This window comes from Nonomuraea angiospora, from assembly GCF_014873145.1.
GTDB lineage: Bacteria > Actinomycetota > Actinomycetes > Streptosporangiales > Streptosporangiaceae > Nonomuraea > Nonomuraea angiospora.
Window position 1 is genome coordinate 5,398,805 of the sequence record NZ_JADBEK010000001.1, and the last position, 16,293, is coordinate 5,415,097.

Here is a 16,293-nt window from a genome sequence, read left to right on the forward strand (position 1 = left end):
TTCTGACCAGGCTGAACGATTGAGCAGCAGGGGTTCACCGTACATCCGGGTCTCGCCTTGACAGCAATAACCAACAGTTGTTTAGTTATTTCGCCAACAGTTGTTCAGTCAAGGGATGGATCATCATGCGCATCGCCATACTGGGAGCGTCGGGGCGGACCGGCGGCACGCTCGTGCGTCAAGCGCTGGAGCGGGGGCACGACGTCGTGGGACTGGTCCGGACGCCGGCCGCGTTCGCCGTGCCCGCGCCGCGGCAGGTCGAGGTCCGCAAGGCGGATGTCACCGACCCGCGGAGCTTCCCCGACCTGGCCGACGTCGACGTGACCGTCTCCGCCATCGGCATCGCCAAGGGTGACGGTCCGGGCGCACTGGTCGCCGGAGCCAGGGTGCTCGCGGCGGCCGGCGTCCGCACGGTGTGGCTCGGCGCACTGGGCTCGGGCGTGTCAAGCCGGTCGGGCGGGCTGATATACGCGGGGGTGATGCGGATGTTCGTCGGCTCGGAACTGGCCGAGAAGGCCGAGGCCGACCAGATCGCGCTCGCCGCCGGCGCCACGGTCTTCCACGCCCCGGACGTCACCGACGGCCCCCTCAGTTCCGCCGGCCGCATCGTGCCTTTGGCGGAACTGCGGCGCCCCCTGCTCCCGCCCCGGATCTCCCGAGCCACGCTGGCCTCCCTGCTGCTGGACGAGGCGGAGACGAACAAGCACGGCAGCGGAATCGCCGTACCCCTCAGCTAGCCCTCGGCTGACACGACGTTCGGAACAAGACCACCCGGGCGAATCAGCTGTCGCCCGGCGCGAGGAACCGCGCCGAAAGGACACCATGAGCAACTTCGCCGACAAAATCGGACTCGTGACGGGCGCCGGAAGCGGCATCGGCCGCGCGGCGGCGATCGAGCTGGCTCGGCAGGGCGCCATCGTCGCCGTCGCCGACATCGACGAGGCCACAGCGGCGGCTGTCCCCGCGGGGCCACGCCCACCTCAACTGCCTGGGCCGCTACGCGATCGCTTCCTCGGCCCCGGACAAGGGCCTGCGGCCGCTCGGCGCGGTGGCGTTGCCCGAGGCTGGCATCGCCAGTGCCACTGTCCTGGCCTAGAACTCCCGAAGCTGCGGCGAGCCGACACAACCCCGCGTCCGGCTCCGGAGCGATGCTCTTCTGATCGTTAACGTGCGGGACCGTGGGGTGTGTTCTCATAAGTCGCCGACTCCGGCAGGGCTCTCGCGTCGAGGGCTGAGAGCCTGCCGGGCGGGTGGGCCTTTAGCGGTGGGTGATCCACCAGATGGCCAGGGTGATGGGGGCGGCGCTAACCCGTTATCAGGGTTCTGGCCTTCCTGAGTGGCTCGAAGAGGGCGAGGTCCTGGTTGGTGAGGATGACGATGGTGTAGCCCTTGGTGGGAAACATGTCCAGCTCACTCCAGTAGCCGGGGATGCCGCCGTTGTGGCCGACCACGCGCACGCCGTTGCGCAGCTCGTCGCTGAAGCCATAGGCGTACTTGCTGTCCTTGTTCAGGCCTTGCACCTTGCCCTCCATGACGGTCCGGGTGAGCTTGGCATTGAGCAGCCGGTGTCCCCTGCAGGGCCTGGGCGAACTTGAGCATGTCGCCCACGGTGGAGATGGCGCCACCAGCGGGCGACGCCCCGTCGGGCTGGTCGCCGAGGTCGCGTAGCTCGCCCTCCGGTGTGGTGCCGTCCATCGTCGGCATGCCGACCCACTGGCCGTTCGTGTCGAACAGTGCGTAGGGATGAGCCATGCGCTTAACCTTGACGGGCGTCCAGGGGCCGAGGAAGGTGTCGTGCATCCGCGCGGGCGTCAGGATGTGCTTGCGGACGTAGTCGGCGTAGTCCTGCTTGCCCACCTGCTCGATGATCGCGCCCAGGACGATGTAGCCGGCATTGCTGTACTGCATCTTCGTGCCCGGCTCGGACGTCAGCGGCTGTTTGACGATCTCCTTCATCAGGACGTCGACGTCGGTCTGCGCATGGTTGTTCCCGGGAACCTCGCCCATGCCCGAGGTGTGGGTGAGGAGGTGATGAACGGTTACCGTGTCGGCGATCTCGTTCGGGAACCCCTTGACGTACGTGCCGATCGTGTCCTGGAAGGAGACCTTGCCTCTCTGGACGAGCTGGGCGACGGCGACGCCGGTGATCATCTTGCCCATGGAGCCGATGCAGAACCGCGTCTGCAGCGTGTTGACCTCGTTCCCAGCCTTGTCGGCCATGCCGTAGGCGTTGTTCAGTACCGGCTGGCCGTTCTTGGCCACCAGGACCGCTCCCGAGAACTTCCCGGCAGCGGCCAGTTCCTTCAGATAGGCATGAAAGGCACGCCAATCTTCTCGTGAGGGCACAGCGGCCGCGGCCGCCGCCCGCGCGACCGGCCGTCCGGCGGCGGCAAGCGCCATCAGCAGCGCTCCGCCGACAAAGGCCCTACGGCTGACAACCATGGAGATATTCCTTTTCAAGAGTGCATCGACAGGAGGCTGCATCACGCTGTTGCCGCCGAGGCCCCGGCTACCGGGCGCCACGTCGATGCCGTTGATCGGCTCGCGGGGTCCGGAGGCTCGTGGACGCAGGTCGCGGTGGATGGACGCCTCCGGTCATCGGCTGGGCATACTTGTTGGTGCGGACCGTGACCTGGGCAAACCGGTCGACACGCGGAGTGAACCAGCGGCCGGTCTCGAACGGCTCGGGCGGCAACGGCCCCAGCAGCGGCCGCTCGATCGCCAGAAACTCCCCAACGGTCCGGCGGGCCTCGTCTGCGACGTCCCACTCGTCGATCATCGCGTTGAGAGCCTGAACTGATGGCACGTCCGGGACGGGGACAAGATGGTTGCGCCGGAACCAGCCGATCTGCCCTTCCACCCCGCCTTTCTCGTGCGCGCCCTCGATGCCGGGCCGGCAGTAGAAGGCGTCCAGGCCCCAATGGGAGCGGAACGCGGTCCACCGATCGGTCTCCGCCCTCGACCGGCTGAACCCGATCACCTGCGCGACCGCGGACTTGAGGTTGTCGTAGCGGATCTTCCCGACCGGTATTCCCCCCAGGACGCGGAACGCGTGCTCGTGGCCCTCAAAGAGCGCCTTCTGCCCGCCGGACAGGGAGACCCGGTGGACCGCCTTGCCGGAGAACCACAGCCGCAGGCAGAACAGGAAGCATTTGACGTCCTGCCCGGCCAGCCGGATCACGACCTCGCCGAAGTCGACTTCCGCCTCATCGCCGGGACGGTGCGACTGCCGCACGAACACCTCGGCCGGGCCCCCGGCCGGCCTCCGACCGGATCTACGGCTTGCGCTCGGCGACGTAGGCCCGGACCACGGGATAGGACACGTCCGGCATCCTGTGCTCGTCCATCAGCCGGTGCCAGATCCTCGTGACGGTGTGCCGCTGCTTGCGCGGCGCGTCCAGGTCCGCTTTCAGGATCTCATCGATCGCCGGCTTGAACGGGTCCAGCTTCGACGCCCTGGGCGGCAGTTGCTTCCGCGGCTCGTGCCACGCAGACGCCATGGCCTTGCCGATCGTCCGCCGGCCAACCCGGTACTTCTTCTCGATCACACGGCCAGACATCCCCGTACGGGCATCCCGGCGGATCGCGGCGTACAGATCGACCTTCGACGAGGGCATGAGGGACGCTCCTTCATCACGAAGCGCATCCAGCGTCTCACCGTAAGCCACGCTATGCGGTCAAAACTCACGAACGACGACTTCAGCGAAGCTGAACCGCGGTCACACACGGCGAGCAACCGCGGTCAACTCTCGCGGACAAAACCACGGGAGAACGTCCGGCGGTGGGGGTCTGGACCGAACAACAACTCGCAGCCTTCCTGACCGGCGTCGCGCAGGACCGCCTGTACGCCGCCTGGTGGCTGGCCGCTCTGCGCGGGCTGCGCCGCGGTGAGCTGGCCGGGCTACGCTGGACGAACGTCGACCTGCAGGCCGCGGAGCTGACGGTGACGCAGCAGCGAGTGCACGCCGACGGCCAGGTCGTGGTCGGGCCGCCGAAAAGCGCCGCCAGCTGCCGGGTGGTGGCCCTGGACGCGGAGACCATACGGGTGCTGACCGGGCACCGCGAGCGGCAAGAGCAGCTGAGCGCGAGGGCGGGCACACGCTGGCGGGAGTCGGGATATGTGTTCACCACCGCGGACGGCGAGCCGCTGCGACCGGACTACCTCACCGGCCGGTTCCGCCGGCTGGTGACCGCCTCAGGACAGCCGCCCATCCAGCTGCACGACCTGCGGCACGGCGCCGCCACGCTGGCGCTGGCCGCGCACACCGATCTGAAGGTGGTGCAGGCGATGCTGGGGCACGCCAGCATCGTGCCAACCGCCAACACCTACGTTTCAGTGCTGCCGGTGGTGGCTCACCACGCGGCGCGGGAGACGGTCCGGCTGGTGCGGTCCGCCTCGTCCGCGCTGGGGCGGGAGCTAAGCGCGTGACTCAGCTTTGCCTCACATCTGCCTCACACCGCCACAGGCCGCGATCGCTGTGCGGGTTGGCGCAGGTGGAGTGGCGCGCCCTGCAGGATTCGAACCTGTGATCGTCGGATTAGAAGCAAGATCTTTTAGTGCCGCGCCGGGCCGTTGGGTGACGGTTCGTGCCACCTCAATGCGTTTTGCGTGTCAGGCAATGCCGGGTTCTGACGGCGTGTGACGGGGCATACGAGCACGCACCGAGCACGACGGTACTCTACCGGCCCACCATACCCATCGTCGCCTCAGCCGCGCTTGAATTTAGCTTGCCGCTAAGGAGCCTTGTCGACCAAATTCATGATGCGGTGACCTGTTCGCGGGGTGAGATTGCGCAGTGTGGTGACCATCAGCGACCATTTGCTGTCGGAGAAGTACGAGCCGTTGTCGTCCGTCCAGAGGATCACCGGCTGTCCCTCCCGGTCGAGCGTCATGGCCAGGCCATCGCCAGGCCCGTTGCGCATGCCGGTCACCGCGGTACGCGAGCAATGGCCATCGGCGCAGGACCTGGCGTGAGTCGCCGGCCGGAATCGTCAGAAACGGTAGTGCGCGACCGTGGTGCCCAGCCTGGAGAAGGTCGTGCTGAGCGCCGACAGTCGGGTCCACAGGCGCAGGGCCGTCGGGAACTGCTCGACCTCGGGCTCCCTGGTGAGCAGGATGTGCCGGATCAGGGTCAGTCGCGGGTTCCACCGTACGGGGTCGAGGCGGTCGAAGCCGGGGGACTTGAAGAGGGGGACCAGGAATTGGCTGCCGGAGTAGTGTTTCGCGGCCCAGACGGTGAATCGGGTGTAGACGTTGAACGCGATCTCCCCGCTGGGGAAGTGGCTGGTGAGACGGCCCAGCAGCGTGATCATCTCTTCCTGGGAGAGGAAGGGCAGCACGCCGTCGGCGACGATCACGGCGGGACGGTCGGCGGGGAGCGCCTCCAGCCAGCCGGGCTCGGTCAGGTCCGCGCCGATGGTGTGCGTGTGCGGCCGCTCGGGGATGACCCGGTGCCGGGCGTCCACGACTTCGGGGAAGTCGACGTCGTACCAGTCAGCCGTGGGCGGCGGGTCGATGCGGAGGGCCCGGGTGTCGAGGCCGGCCCCCAGGTCGATGCCGATCGCGTCGGGGTGGCGGGCGATGAACTGCTGCGCGATCTCGTCCAGTTTCTTGGCGCGCTGGGCGACGTCGATGGCCGAGGCCGCGCTCCAGCGGAGTTTGCGGTGGTCGTAGCCGGTCTTGTGGATGATCTCGTAGGCCATGCGGTCGCCGAGTATGGGGCGTGGCAGGCGGCTGTCGAGTGCTCGGCCACACAGCGTCACCCACAGGGTTTCCTGCAGCGGGGTCAGGGTAGGAAGGGTCACTCCCATGATGTCCTCCAAGCTCAGGTGGTGGGCATGTCGCGTCGGGTAAGGCCGGCCAGGCCGGCCGCGACGAGGGCCGCCGCGACGACGGTCATGACGATCAGTGGCGTGGGCGTCATGACCCCGCCGGGGAGTTTCGGTACGTGCTCGAAGACCGACAGGTTGATGACCCATCGGTCGAGCTGCAACTCCCCGCCGACCCAGCCGAACAGCATGCTCACCATGGCCACCGCGAACGTGCCGGCGACCAGCCGGGGCAGCAGCCCGAACAGCGCGAACGCGATCCCGGTGAACACCCACACCACAGGGAGCTGCACGAGTGCGGCGGTCAGGAGGCGGAGCAGCTCACGGGCGACGTCGCCGGTGTTGAGGCCGTGCGTCAGGCCGGCGGCCGCCCCGAAGGCCACCACCCCGAGCGCAGGACCGAGCAGCGCGAAGGCGACGTGGCTGCCCGCCCAGCGCAGCCGGTTGACCGGCGTGGCCAGCAAGGGCTCGGCCCGACCGTCGCGCTCTTCGTTCCTGAGCAGCAGCGCGGACTGGATCGCGAAGAAGGCGCTGACCAGGCCGAGCATGGTCATCATGGGAGCGAGGAACTGGTCGACGAGCGTGCCAGGACCGCCGAGCCGGGCAAGTACCTCTCGCGCCACGGCACCGCTGTTGTCCATCAGCGCGCCGAGGCTCGCCGACATCGCGCCGATCACCAACCCGACCAGCGTGAGCCCCGCGATCCTGCTGATCAGCGGGCCGCGGTGCAGCCGCCAGGCCAGCGCCAGCGGGCTGCTCAGGTGGGGTCCGGCGGCAGCCGGGCCCAGGCGGGCCTGGAACATGCCGACGCCGAGGTCGCGCCGCTCCGACAGCGCCACGGCCAGCACGATCAGCGCCAGCACGGCGCCGGCCGCGAGCGCGAGGACCCACCAGCGTTCTCCGCTGTAGGGCCGCAGCGCCTCCGCCCAGCCGAGCGGCGTCAGCCAGGACACCCAGGCGGGCCCGTCACCGGACTGCGCGGCGATGTCGCCGACGCCGCGCAGAAGGATCGCGGCGCCAAGCGCGCTGATCCCGATGGCGCGCGCGCCGCCCGCGCCGGTCGTGAGCTGCGCGGTCACGGCGCCGATCGAGGCGAACGCGCAGGCGGCCACCGTGAGCCCGAGTCCGAGCGCCAGGGAGCCGGCGGCGGGCAGGCCCTGGCCGATCAGCGCCACCGCCGAGGCTATGCCCAGGACGAGGGCGGCACCGCAGGTGACGATCAGGGTGGCGGCCAGGTCGGCGTGGCGGGACACCGCTGTGGCCCCGACCAGTTCGCGCCGCCCGGCCTCCTCTTCCGTACGCGTGTGCCGGATGACCGTGAGCAGGGCGAACAACGCGACCATGAACGTGACGAATCCCGACCGCCAGGCGACGAGCTCGCCGAGGCTGGATCCGTTCAGCACGCCGTAGGCGATGGTGAAGGCCCTGGTGTGGACGCTGGTCTCGTAGTAGTGCTGGCGGGCCTCGGCCGTGGGGTACGCGCCGGTGAACGCGCCGACGAACACCACCGGGATCATGCAGATGAAGGCCACCCACAGCGGCAGCAGCACACGATCGCGCCGCAGCACCAAGCGGACCAGCTTTCCCGTGCCGGCGAACGCGTTCATCGTCCCGCCTCCGCGTGCCGGCCCTTGACGTTCACGGTCGCGCGGTCGTAGTGCCGCAGGAACAGTTCCTCCAGCGTCGGAGGCCGGCTGACCAGGCTGCGCACGCCAGCCTGGGTGAGGTGGCGAAGTGCGAGGTCCAGCGCGGCGGTGTCGACGCTGAAGCGTACCCGGCCGCCGTCGGCACGCAGGCCGTGCACGCCTGGCAGGCCGGCCAGCCCGTCCGGTGGGGCGGCCAGCTCGGCGTCGATGGAGGTGCGGGTGAGGTGCCGCAGCTCGGCCATGGTGCCGGTCTCGACGGTACGGCCGTCGCGGATGATCGTGATCCGGTCGCAAAGCGCCTCGACCTCGGAGAGGATGTGGCTGGACAGCAGCACCGTACGGTCACCCGCGCGCCGCACCTCCTGGATCGTCTGCCGGAATACCTCCTCCATCAGCGGGTCCAGACCGGAGGTGGGTTCGTCGAGGATGAGCAGCTCGGCGTCGGAGGCCAGCGCGGCGACCAGGGCGACCTTCTGCCGGTTGCCTTTGGAGTAGGTGCGGCCCTTCTTGCGCGGGTCGAGGTCGAAACGTTCGATCAGCTCGTCCCGGCGCCGCCGGTCGAGGCCGCCGCGCAGCCGGCCGAGCAGGTCGATGGCCTCGCCACCGGACAGGCCGGGCCACAGGGTGACGTCGCCGGGCACGTACGCCAGGCGGCGGTGCAGCTCAGCGGTCTGTGTCCAGGGATCGCCGCCGAGCAGCCGGGCGGTACCAGCGTCGGGGCGCATCAGGCCCAGCAGGATCCGGATCGTGGTGCTCTTGCCCGCGCCGTTGGGCCCGAGGAAGCCGTGCACCTCGCCAGTCTGTACGACGAGGTCGAGGCCGTTCAGTGCCCGTGCCGGGCCGAACGACTTGACCAATCCAGCCATGGAGATGGCATCGGTCTCAGTCATCATGGGTGTCCTTGTGTGGTGATGAGGAGAGAGCTAGAGATCGTCTCCCCGCTGGGCCTCCCAGGCTGCCTGGGCGGCTTTGAGCATGGTGTCGTCGGCGTACAAGCCGTGGGTGTAGATCTCGAGCATGGGCAGCCCGATGCGCCGCAGCACGTCGGGGCCCATCCGCTCGAAGCCGAGCGCGCGGGTCAGGGGCGGCGCCATGGTCAGCGTGGCCAGGCTCACCAGCACGGTGAGCACGGCCAGCGCCCGCACGTCGGAGGACTGGCGCATCGAGCCGCTGGCGATCCCGTCCCGGAAGAGCTGCTCGGTCTCCTCCACCAGCGTGTTGACGAACGTGGTGGCCGCGGAGGAGTCCTCCTCGATCGCGCGCACCATGTACTGCACATGGAGGCGGTACTCCTCCGAGTCCGACAGATATTCCCGGGACAGATCCCGCACGCCGACCAGGTCGGCTGCGGTCCGGGCCCTCCTCACCAGGATCTGCAGGACGTGCTCGTCGCAGATGCTCCGCAGGTTGTCCTTGCTGCCGAAGTGCCGGATGACCAGGGCGGCGCTCACCCCCGCGGTGGCCGCGATGGCGCGCAGGTTCGTCTTCTGGAAGCCGTCGCGGGCGAAGTGCGCGATGGCGGCGTTACGGATCTTGGCCTGGGCGGTCAGATCCGCCGAAGGTGATGAACACACGTTTACTATACTAAACACGTGTTCAGCGCCGTGGCAACCGGGGTCAGAACGACCGGCTGACCAGCCACGGGTACGCGCACCGGCGGCGTCAACCGGGCCGTGGCGACCAGCGCGGAGCTGGCCTACGACGGCCACGACCCGGCCGGGCGGGAGCTGACCCGGCAGCTGTTCCAGCGGCTGACGGCCGTCTCCCCCGACGGGCGGCTGACCCGCCGAACGATGGCGCTGACCGATGAGCCGGGGCTCGCCGAGGTCCTCGAGGTGTACGCCGGGCGGCGGCTAATCGTGGCCGACACCGGCTCCGCGCAAATCGCACACGACGCGCTCCTGACGAACTGGTCCAGGCTGCGCGGCTGGTTGGAGGCCGACCTGGCCGGCCACGCGCTGCGCAGCCAGCTGATCGACGATGCCTTCGACTGGGACGCCAGCGGCCAGGCTGCCGCCTACCTGTACCGGGGGGAGCGGCTGACCGCTGTCCTGAACGCCAGGTCGCGCTGGCGGGACAACCCGCTGACCGGAACCGCCGCGCGGTTCCTAGACGCCGGAGTCCGCGCGGTAACCCGGAGCCGGCGGCAGCGCCGTCGGGTGCGCGCCCTGTTCAGCGGGCTGCTCACTGTCGCGGTGCTGCTGGCCGGGATCGCTGTGGTCCAGGTACGGTCGGTGCGGCAGGAGCGGCAGGCGGCGCAGGAACAGCAGCGGGTCGCCATCGCCCGGCAGCTGATCGCCAAGGCAGAGGCGGCGCTGGACACCGACCCGCAGACCGCGCTAATGCTGAACGTGACCGCGCACCGGATCCACCCGGACCCGGAGACCTACTCCGCACTTCAGCGGGCGATCACCACCACACCGTACGCCGGGCAGCTGACCGGGGTTCGCAGCGAGGTCTCCTCGATCGCGTACGCGCACTGCATGATCAGAGCGGTGGCCGCGACCATCTCGAGGTGTTGTTGTCGCTGATTTACCGGTTACTTAGGGCTTGTTCGGCCTGCTGACCGTGCTGAGCCGCTCTGATTTGTCCAAGGACGTTGAGCTGCTGGTGCTCCGCCAGGAAAACCAGGCGCTCCGTCGGCAGCTCAATGGCCGTCCGCGGTGGGGACACGCCGACCGGCTCTGGCTCGCGGCGTTGTCGCGGTTGATCAGCCGCTGCCGGTGGGCGGAGATGTTCCCGGTCACTCCGGCGACCGATCTTACGCTGGCATCGCACCCTCGTGAGGCGTAAGTGGACCTTCACTGACAGACGACACCCGGGACACCCTTGCGCTCGCCAGCCGGTCAAGAAACTGGTCGTGCAGATGGCACAGCAGAACCCGGCCTGGGGGCACCGGCGAATCGAGGGTGAGCTGGCGCGCCTGGGCTATTCGATAGCGGCCTCCACGGTGTGGGAGATCCTGCACGGCGCCGGCATCAATCCCGCGCCCCGCCGGAGCGGGCCGACCTGGCGGCAATTCCTGACCGCCAAAGCCCACGCGATCATCGCCTGCGACTTCCTGGTGGTCGAGACGGTGCTGCTCAAGCGGCTGTATGTGCTGGTCTTCATCGAACACGGCACCCGGAGACTGCACCTGGGCGGAGTAACCGCGCGCCCAACCGGAGCATGGACGGTGCAGCAGGCCCGCAACCTGGTCATGGACCTGGGTGACCGCATCTCCGGGCCGCGGTTCTTGATCCACGATCGGGACCCGCTCTTCACCTCGGCCTTTCGTGAGGTCTTTGCAGCTGAAGGGCTACGGAGCATCACCACGCTGCCGCGGACGCCGAGAATGAACGCGATCTGTGAGCGAGTCATCGGTACCTTGCGCCGCGACCTCCTGGACCGGATCCTGATCCTCAATGAACGCCACCTGACTTTCGTGCTCCGCGAGTATCTGATCCACTACAACGGGCACCGTCCGCACCAGTCCCGGAACCAACGCCCTCCGGACATCGCAACGCAGCCTGCCTCCGACCTAGACGACCTACGATCCATCCGCCGAAAACCCGTCGTTACAGGAATGATCAACGAATACCAAACGCCGCATAGCCGCAGCTCAAAGCACGTAACTCAATATTCGGGCGGTACACGCCGACGAGAAGCGGAGGGAGAGTCATCGATGCGGCCGTACTGGCCGGATCCGCGTCGATGCGACGAGAATGAGCGCAGAACCACAACCGGCACGCCGGCCGGGGGGCCGCACGCGGCTGATCAGCAAGCGTCTGTGGGCGGCCACGCTCGAGATCCTGGCCGAGAAGGGGGTGGACGGCCTCCAGTACGAGGACCTCGCCGCGCGAGCACAGGTCGCTCGGGCGACGGTGTACCGACGTTGGCCGAATCGAGGGGACCTGTTCCGCGACATACTCGCGCGGTTCGCGGAGGCCTTTGTCCCCCTCCACGACTCCGGTGACATCCACGACGATCTGGTCGCGTTCGTCTATGCCTTCGCCGAGGCCTCCGCCACTCCGGAAGGTCGCGCGGTCCTGCAAATCCTGATGCGGAAGGCCGACGAGAGCGACGGCCTGCGCGAGGTAGCCCTGGAACTTCTTGAGCGGCGCACGGATGATCTGCAACGCCGGCTCGATGCGGCAGCGGCCCTTGGCCAGCTTCCAGCCGTCGATGCGCGTTTCGTCAACATGATGCTCGCCGGACCTGTGCAGTGGTTCCTTGTCCGCCGGACTCGACCATTCACCAGGGACGACGCGGACAAGGTCGTCGGCGTGGTCCTCGCCGGTTTGCGGCACGGAGATGCCGTATAGGTCTCGAAATCTTCGCGAGCGCGCGCTCGAGTGCCGTTCCCTGCGCGCCGCGCGGTGGAGGCCGACCGACCGCACTTAAAGAGATACTTTGTCTCATTAACGAGCGAGGTCGGCTCGCTTCGGCGAAAGGAGCCATGATGGCGAATGCGTCCAGCTTCGGATGGGCCGGTCACGTGCCGCCCGCGACGCTTGAGGAGTACTCCGAGAAGTACGCGGCGTTCTTCAAGATGCGTCGCGAGAACGGGATCATCGAGCTGCGGCTCCACACCGACGGCGGCCCGTACGTCCACAACTGGGCTGCCCACAACGCGTGGAGCCGCGTGTGGCAGGACGTGGGCAACGACTCGGAGAACCACGTGCTCATCATCACCGGCACGGGTGAGACCTGGTTCCAGGGCGACCCGCGACAGACGTGGCCGAAGCCGCTGGTCGAGGAGGAACCCGACTTCATCTTTCAGCAGACGATCGACGCCTGGAAGCTGATTGAGAACTTCGTCAACAACATCGACATCCCCACGATCGCCGCGGTGAACGGGCCAGGCATTCACACCGAGTTCGCACTCATGTGCGACGTTACCCTGGCCGCCGAGGACGCCGACTTCATGGATCCCCATTTCATGGTCGGCACCGCCCCCGGTGACGGTCTCGCGCTCGCGCTGCAGCATCTCATGGGGAGCAAGCGCGCCGCCTACGCGATCTACGGGGGCAGCTCCATCCCGGCGCCTAAGGCGCTTGAGTACGGGCTCGTGAGCGACGTCCTGCCTCGCGAGGAACTGCTGCCCAAGGCGTGGGAGCTCGCGCGCGAGATCATGAAGCGGCCGCGATTCGCACGATGGGCGACGCACAACATCATCAACCGCCCCTGGCGCAAGCTCGTCGCGGAGGACTTCGGTTTCCACTTCTCGCAGCAGTCGCTCGCGACGGTCGGGTCGAAGGCGTTGATCCCCGACCCTGATCTGGTCGCGGACGCCCGCCAGCGCAAGGTCTGGTGAGACGGTGCCCGGGGGTGTGGGGGCGGTCACCGTTACCAACGGTGGCCGCACTTCCTTCCGGATCGACGGAGCGGGGCCCCCGGTTGTCCTCGTCCACGGACTGCAGATCGGGCAGGACCTCTTCGACGCACTCCGCCGTCACCTCATCGGCACGTTCACGGTCGTAACGTACGATCAGCGCGATCGGGGTGCCAGTGTCTTCGCCCCGGAGCCGTACACGATCGACGATCTTGCTGATGATCTCGCCGCGCTGATCTCAGCTCTCGGCTTCGACCAGGCCCACGTCCTGGGCACCTCCTACGGGGGAATGATCGCGCAGGCGTTCGCACTGCGGCATCCGAATCGATTGGACCGGCTCATCCTCGGCTCCACGAATCGGTTCCCCTTCGACCCCGACCGGCTTCCTGACGGCGTCCGCGCCCTTCTCGGGGCGCTTGAAACGGGCGATCACGCGCGAGCCCGAGCTCTTCTGGCTCAGATGGCCCCCGCCGCTGCGAGATCGCGGGATCCGGAAGAGGATCCGCCGGAGTCCGCGAGCGAGCAGCTCGTGCGACGGTTTGCCGCCACGCGCGGGTTCGACACGCGTGGCCTCCTCGGCTCCGTCACGTCGCCGACCCTCGTGGTGCACGGTCGACGGGACGCAACGATACGGGTCGCCGACGTCCTGGCGATGGCGGAGGAGATCCCCGGCGCCAGCGTTCTGCAGCTCGCGGACGCGGGTCACGCATGGGAGAACGAACGACCCGAATCGGCGGCCGCGCTGATCGCAGCCTTCCTGACCGGCTCGGATTAGTGCAGGGAACGGGTCCCCGGCGGGGATCCGTTCCCTGAACGAGCTCTCAGCGGACGCGAACACCCGCGAGCCACACCTGACGGATCCGGCCTCGAAGGCCTCGAAGATCGAGCAGGTCGCCGTCCACGACGACGATGTCAGCCAGCCCGCCCGGCTCGATGACGCCGAGATCGTCGTGCCCGAGCAGCTTCGCCGCGCTCGACGTCGCGGCTCGCCACGCCTCGATCGCCGACATGGAGGACGCCTCGGTCATGAGTCCCAGCTCGTCCAGGTTGCTGGCGGACGGGCTCCAGTACGGCGGGGTATCCGTTCCCATTGCGACCTTCACGCCGGCGTCGACCGCCAGCGCGAAGCTCGCGCGGTGAGCCTCGAGCGCCTCTTGGGCGAGTGCGAGACTTTCGGCCGGTATCGGTACCCCGCTTGCCGCCGCGTCGATGATGGCGCGCGTCGCCGAGAGCGTGGGGACCAGCCAGGCCTCGTTCTTCAGCATGAGGGCGACCGCCTCGTCGTCGAGATAGTAGCCGTGCTCGATCGAGCGAACCCCGTGACGCAATGCCGCTTTGATCCCCTCGGTCCCCTGCGCGTGAGCGAAGACGTAGGTTTCGGCTGCCGTAGCCTCCGCCACGATGGCTGCGAGCTCGTCGTCACGGAAGTGTGAATGCCGAGGATCGTCTCCCGGCGACATGACCCCGCCAGTCGTAGCGATCTTGATCACGTCGGCGCCGGCGCGCAGGACCTCCCGGACGCCACGCCGGACGCCGCCGGGGCCGTCCACGCCGTCGACGATCGAGCGTGGCCGGCCGGGATGCTCGAGCATCATCGGCACCGAGCGTTCTCCGCCCGATGGGAGATGCAGATCGCTGTGCCCTCCGGTCTGTGACAACATCACGATGGCGATCTGCAGCCGCGGCCCCTCGATGAGCTTGCGCTCGATCGCCTGCTTGACGCCGAGGTCCGCCCCCGCAGCGTCTCGCGCGGAGGTGATGCCCTGGTCCAGTAGCAGGGACAGATTGCGACCGGCTTCGAAGTACTGAAGCGAGAAGGCTTGCTGTTCGGTGCGCGCGACGTTGAGATCGCGCGCCATCACGTGGACATGACAGTCGAACAAGCCCGGGACGATCGACATTCCGGTGCAGTCGATGACCTCGTCACCATCCAGGTCCACGCCTAACGCGACGACGCGGTCACCGGCCACGGCGACATCGGCGTCGGAGACGGACGTGCCGTCGAAGACGACGCCGTTCTTGAACACGGTACGAGAGTGCATGCGGGCTCGCTTCTCCTGGACTGATCCGGCTGGGCGCATGGGGCGCCGATCAGCATTCGACGACGTTGACGGCGAGGCCGCCGCGGGCGGTTTCCTTGTATTTGTCGCTCATATCCGCGCCGGTCTCCCGCATGGTCGCGATGACCTGGTCGAGGGAGACGTGGTGTTCGCCGTCCCCCCAGAGCGCCATGTTCGCGGCGTTGATGGCTTTGGCTGCGGCGATGGCGTTGCGTTCGATGCACGGGATCTGGACGAGTCCGCCGATAGGGTCGCAGGTGAGGCCGAGATTGTGTTCCATGGCGATCTCGGCGGCGTTCTCGACCTGCTGGGGCGTGCCGCCGAGGATCTCGGCGAGGCCGGCGGCTGCCATCGACGAGGCGGAGCCGACCTCGCCCTGGCAGCCGACCTCTGCGCCGGAGATGGACGCGTTCGCCTTGTAGAGGGTGCCGATCGCCGCGGCGGTAAGCAGGAACCGTTGGACGATGTCGTCTTCGCTGGTGGTCGTGGATCGGCTGGCCGGCGTGTAGTGCAAGGCGTAGTACAGCACGGCGGGGATGATGCCCGCGGCGCCATTCGTAGGCGCCGTGACGATACGTCCGCCGCTCGCGTTCTCCTCGTTCACGGCGAGGGCGACGAGGTTGACTCGTTGCTGCCAGTACCCGTTGGCGTGGTCGGGGTCTTCCGCGGCGAGACGGGCGGCCCATTCCCCGGCGCGGCGGCGTACGCCAAGGCCGCCAGGAAGAATGCCGTCGCGGGCGATCGACGAGCGGACACACGACTCCATGACCTCCCACAGACCTCGCAGTAAATGCCGGATGTCGGTTTCCGAGCGCAGGACCCGTTCGTTCGCCATCATTACCTCGGCGATGCTGAACCCGGTCTCCTCGCAGACGGTGAGCAACTCGGCCGCGGTGCGGAACGGAAAGGGCCGACGCGCCGCCGGAGGTCCGGCATTTTCCTCGTCACCCTCCCGCACGACGAAGCCGCCACCGATCGAGTAGTACGTATCCGTGGCAAGCTCCGCGCCGGTGGAGTCGAACGCGGTGAAGGACAGCGCGTTGCTGTGCCGGGCGCGGACCGTCAGCGGGCGGAGGACGAAGTCTTCGACGCGGCAGCGGATGCGATGACGGTCGCCGAGAGCGACAGACCCCGTGTCCTCGATCACGGCGAGCTTTGCAGTGACCTCCGCTGGGGTCACCGCATCGGGCCGGACTCCCTCCAGCCCGAGGAGCACGGCACTGAATGTGCCATGTCCGGCACCGGTCGCGGCGAGGGAACCGAAGATCTCCACGCGTACCTTGTCCACCCGATCGATGATCGTCTCGCCCGCGAGGCGATCGACGAACTCGGCAGCGGCTCTCATGGGGCCCACCGTGTGCGAACTCGAAGGGCCGATACCGATCTTGAAAAGGTCGAACACGCCGACAGTTGGCTCCGAGACAGTCATAAATGGCGACCGTAC

General features: G+C 68.1%; 17 protein-coding genes and 2 pseudogenes. 9 read left to right on the top strand and 10 right to left on the bottom strand.

Translation table 11 applies throughout. The features are described 5' to 3' along the window. Window positions 1–125: 125 nt before the first annotated feature. Window positions 126–737, top strand: coding sequence for an NAD(P)-dependent oxidoreductase (locus H4W80_RS24425; protein WP_192787231.1), 612 nt, complete (start codon window positions 126–128; stop codon window positions 735–737). A gap of 85 nt (window positions 738–822) precedes the next feature. Further along, the gene (locus H4W80_RS63745) at window positions 823–1,167 is read left to right on the top strand and encodes an SDR family NAD(P)-dependent oxidoreductase (RefSeq protein ID WP_318787035.1); all 345 of its coding nucleotides are present in this window, start codon (window positions 823–825) and stop codon (window positions 1,165–1,167) included. A 243-nt stretch (window positions 1,168–1,410) separates the two neighbouring features. Here H4W80_RS63745 and H4W80_RS24435 read toward each other — a convergent pair whose 3' ends face one another. The 3 genes from H4W80_RS24435 to H4W80_RS61015 all read right to left on the bottom strand — a co-directional run bounded on the left by H4W80_RS24435 (window position 1,411) and on the right by H4W80_RS61015 (window position 3,617). Next, a complete protein-coding gene (locus H4W80_RS24435) occupies window positions 1,411–2,442 on the bottom strand; it encodes a serine hydrolase domain-containing protein (RefSeq protein WP_192787232.1) in 1,032 nt (343 codons plus the stop codon). Between the two features lie 67 nt (window positions 2,443–2,509). Then, window positions 2,510–3,235: a hypothetical protein gene (locus H4W80_RS24440; protein ID WP_225963637.1), complete on the bottom strand. Its 726-nt coding sequence runs from the start codon at window positions 3,233–3,235 to the stop codon at window positions 2,510–2,512. A 40-nt stretch (window positions 3,236–3,275) separates the two neighbouring features. Further along, window positions 3,276–3,617, bottom strand: a complete 342-nt coding sequence (locus H4W80_RS61015; RefSeq protein WP_225963638.1) for a hypothetical protein — start codon at window positions 3,615–3,617, stop codon at window positions 3,276–3,278. A 164-nt stretch (window positions 3,618–3,781) separates the two neighbouring features. On the opposite strand from H4W80_RS61015, the gene H4W80_RS24445 reads away from it, so the two are divergent. Next, a complete protein-coding gene (locus H4W80_RS24445; RefSeq protein WP_192787233.1) occupies window positions 3,782–4,429 on the top strand; it encodes a site-specific integrase in 648 nt (215 codons plus the stop codon). 305 nt (window positions 4,430–4,734) lie between these two features. On the opposite strand, the gene H4W80_RS24450 is transcribed toward H4W80_RS24445, so the two are convergent. From H4W80_RS24450 to H4W80_RS24470, 5 genes are read right to left on the bottom strand one after another with little or no spacing between them, the layout of a single operon-like run. Further along, complete coding sequence (locus H4W80_RS24450) at window positions 4,735–4,932, bottom strand: hypothetical protein (protein WP_192787234.1); 198 nt, start codon at window positions 4,930–4,932, stop codon at window positions 4,735–4,737. A 60-nt stretch (window positions 4,933–4,992) separates the two neighbouring features. Beyond that, a complete protein-coding gene (locus H4W80_RS24455) occupies window positions 4,993–5,811 on the bottom strand; it encodes a class I SAM-dependent methyltransferase (RefSeq protein WP_192787235.1) in 819 nt (272 codons plus the stop codon). 14 nt (window positions 5,812–5,825) lie between these two features. Continuing rightward, window positions 5,826–7,436 (bottom strand): ABC transporter permease, encoded by a 1,611-nt coding sequence (locus tag H4W80_RS24460; RefSeq protein ID WP_192787236.1) that lies wholly within the window; start codon window positions 7,434–7,436, stop codon window positions 5,826–5,828. Next, window positions 7,433–8,368, bottom strand: a complete 936-nt coding sequence (locus H4W80_RS24465) for an ABC transporter ATP-binding protein (RefSeq protein ID WP_192787237.1) — start codon at window positions 8,366–8,368, stop codon at window positions 7,433–7,435. The genes H4W80_RS24460 and H4W80_RS24465 overlap by 4 nt, the downstream gene beginning before the upstream one ends. A gap of 30 nt (window positions 8,369–8,398) precedes the next feature. Continuing rightward, window positions 8,399–9,049 (bottom strand): TetR/AcrR family transcriptional regulator, encoded by a 651-nt coding sequence (locus H4W80_RS24470; RefSeq protein ID WP_192787238.1) that lies wholly within the window; start codon window positions 9,047–9,049, stop codon window positions 8,399–8,401. Window positions 9,050–9,136: 87 nt separating this feature from the next. Here H4W80_RS24470 and H4W80_RS24475 point away from each other — a divergent pair. From H4W80_RS24475 to H4W80_RS24495, 6 genes and pseudogenes are all read left to right on the top strand, one after another. Continuing rightward, window positions 9,137–10,006 (top strand): annotated as a pseudogene (locus H4W80_RS24475) (nSTAND1 domain-containing NTPase); the annotation flags it as partial. 19 nt (window positions 10,007–10,025) lie between these two features. Next, window positions 10,026–10,268 carry a hypothetical protein gene (locus tag H4W80_RS61020; protein ID WP_225963639.1) on the top strand — a complete coding sequence of 81 codons (243 nt, stop codon included), beginning with the start codon at window positions 10,026–10,028 and terminating at the stop codon, window positions 10,266–10,268. 406 nt (window positions 10,269–10,674) lie between these two features. After that, window positions 10,675–10,956: pseudogene (locus tag H4W80_RS64620) on the top strand (integrase core domain-containing protein); the annotation flags it as partial. 223 nt (window positions 10,957–11,179) lie between these two features. Continuing rightward, a complete protein-coding gene (locus tag H4W80_RS24485) occupies window positions 11,180–11,779 on the top strand; it encodes a TetR/AcrR family transcriptional regulator (protein ID WP_225963640.1) in 600 nt (199 codons plus the stop codon). Between the two features lie 134 nt (window positions 11,780–11,913). After that, window positions 11,914–12,771, top strand: coding sequence for an enoyl-CoA hydratase/isomerase family protein (locus H4W80_RS24490; protein ID WP_225963641.1), 858 nt, complete (start codon window positions 11,914–11,916; stop codon window positions 12,769–12,771). Window positions 12,772–12,787: 16 nt separating this feature from the next. After that, window positions 12,788–13,564, top strand: a complete 777-nt coding sequence (locus tag H4W80_RS24495) for an alpha/beta fold hydrolase (RefSeq protein ID WP_192787241.1) — start codon at window positions 12,788–12,790, stop codon at window positions 13,562–13,564. A 46-nt stretch (window positions 13,565–13,610) separates the two neighbouring features. Here H4W80_RS24495 and H4W80_RS24500 read toward each other — a convergent pair whose 3' ends face one another. Together H4W80_RS24500 and H4W80_RS24505 are read right to left on the bottom strand one after the other, a co-directional pair. Then, complete coding sequence (locus H4W80_RS24500) at window positions 13,611–14,816, bottom strand: metal-dependent hydrolase family protein (RefSeq protein ID WP_318787036.1); 1,206 nt, start codon at window positions 14,814–14,816, stop codon at window positions 13,611–13,613. 64 nt (window positions 14,817–14,880) lie between these two features. Next, window positions 14,881–16,278: an L-serine ammonia-lyase gene (locus H4W80_RS24505; protein WP_192787243.1), complete on the bottom strand. Its 1,398-nt coding sequence runs from the start codon at window positions 16,276–16,278 to the stop codon at window positions 14,881–14,883. Between the last annotated feature and the right edge of the window lie 15 nt (window positions 16,279–16,293).

Excerpts from the sequence above, each read along its gene's own strand:
- H4W80_RS24425 (WP_192787231.1), top strand. The coding sequence starts at position 126 with ATGCGCATCGCCATACTGGGAGCGTCGGGGCGGACCGGCGGCACGCTC.
- H4W80_RS63745 (WP_318787035.1), top strand. The coding sequence starts at position 823 with ATGAGCAACTTCGCCGACAAAATCGGACTCGTGACGGGCGCCGGAAGC.
- H4W80_RS24435 (WP_192787232.1), bottom strand. The coding sequence starts at position 2,442 with ATGGTTGTCAGCCGTAGGGCCTTTGTCGGCGGAGCGCTGCTGATGGCG.
- H4W80_RS61015 (WP_225963638.1), bottom strand. The coding sequence starts at position 3,617 with ATGCCCTCGTCGAAGGTCGATCTGTACGCCGCGATCCGCCGGGATGCC.
- H4W80_RS24455 (WP_192787235.1), bottom strand. The coding sequence starts at position 5,811 with ATGGGAGTGACCCTTCCTACCCTGACCCCGCTGCAGGAAACCCTGTGG.
- H4W80_RS24460 (WP_192787236.1), bottom strand. The coding sequence starts at position 7,436 with ATGAACGCGTTCGCCGGCACGGGAAAGCTGGTCCGCTTGGTGCTGCGG.
- H4W80_RS24465 (WP_192787237.1), bottom strand. The coding sequence starts at position 8,368 with ATGATGACTGAGACCGATGCCATCTCCATGGCTGGATTGGTCAAGTCG.
- H4W80_RS24485 (WP_225963640.1), top strand. The coding sequence starts at position 11,180 with ATGAGCGCAGAACCACAACCGGCACGCCGGCCGGGGGGCCGCACGCGG.
- H4W80_RS24490 (WP_225963641.1), top strand. The coding sequence starts at position 11,914 with ATGATGGCGAATGCGTCCAGCTTCGGATGGGCCGGTCACGTGCCGCCC.
- H4W80_RS24505 (WP_192787243.1), bottom strand. The coding sequence starts at position 16,278 with ATGACTGTCTCGGAGCCAACTGTCGGCGTGTTCGACCTTTTCAAGATC.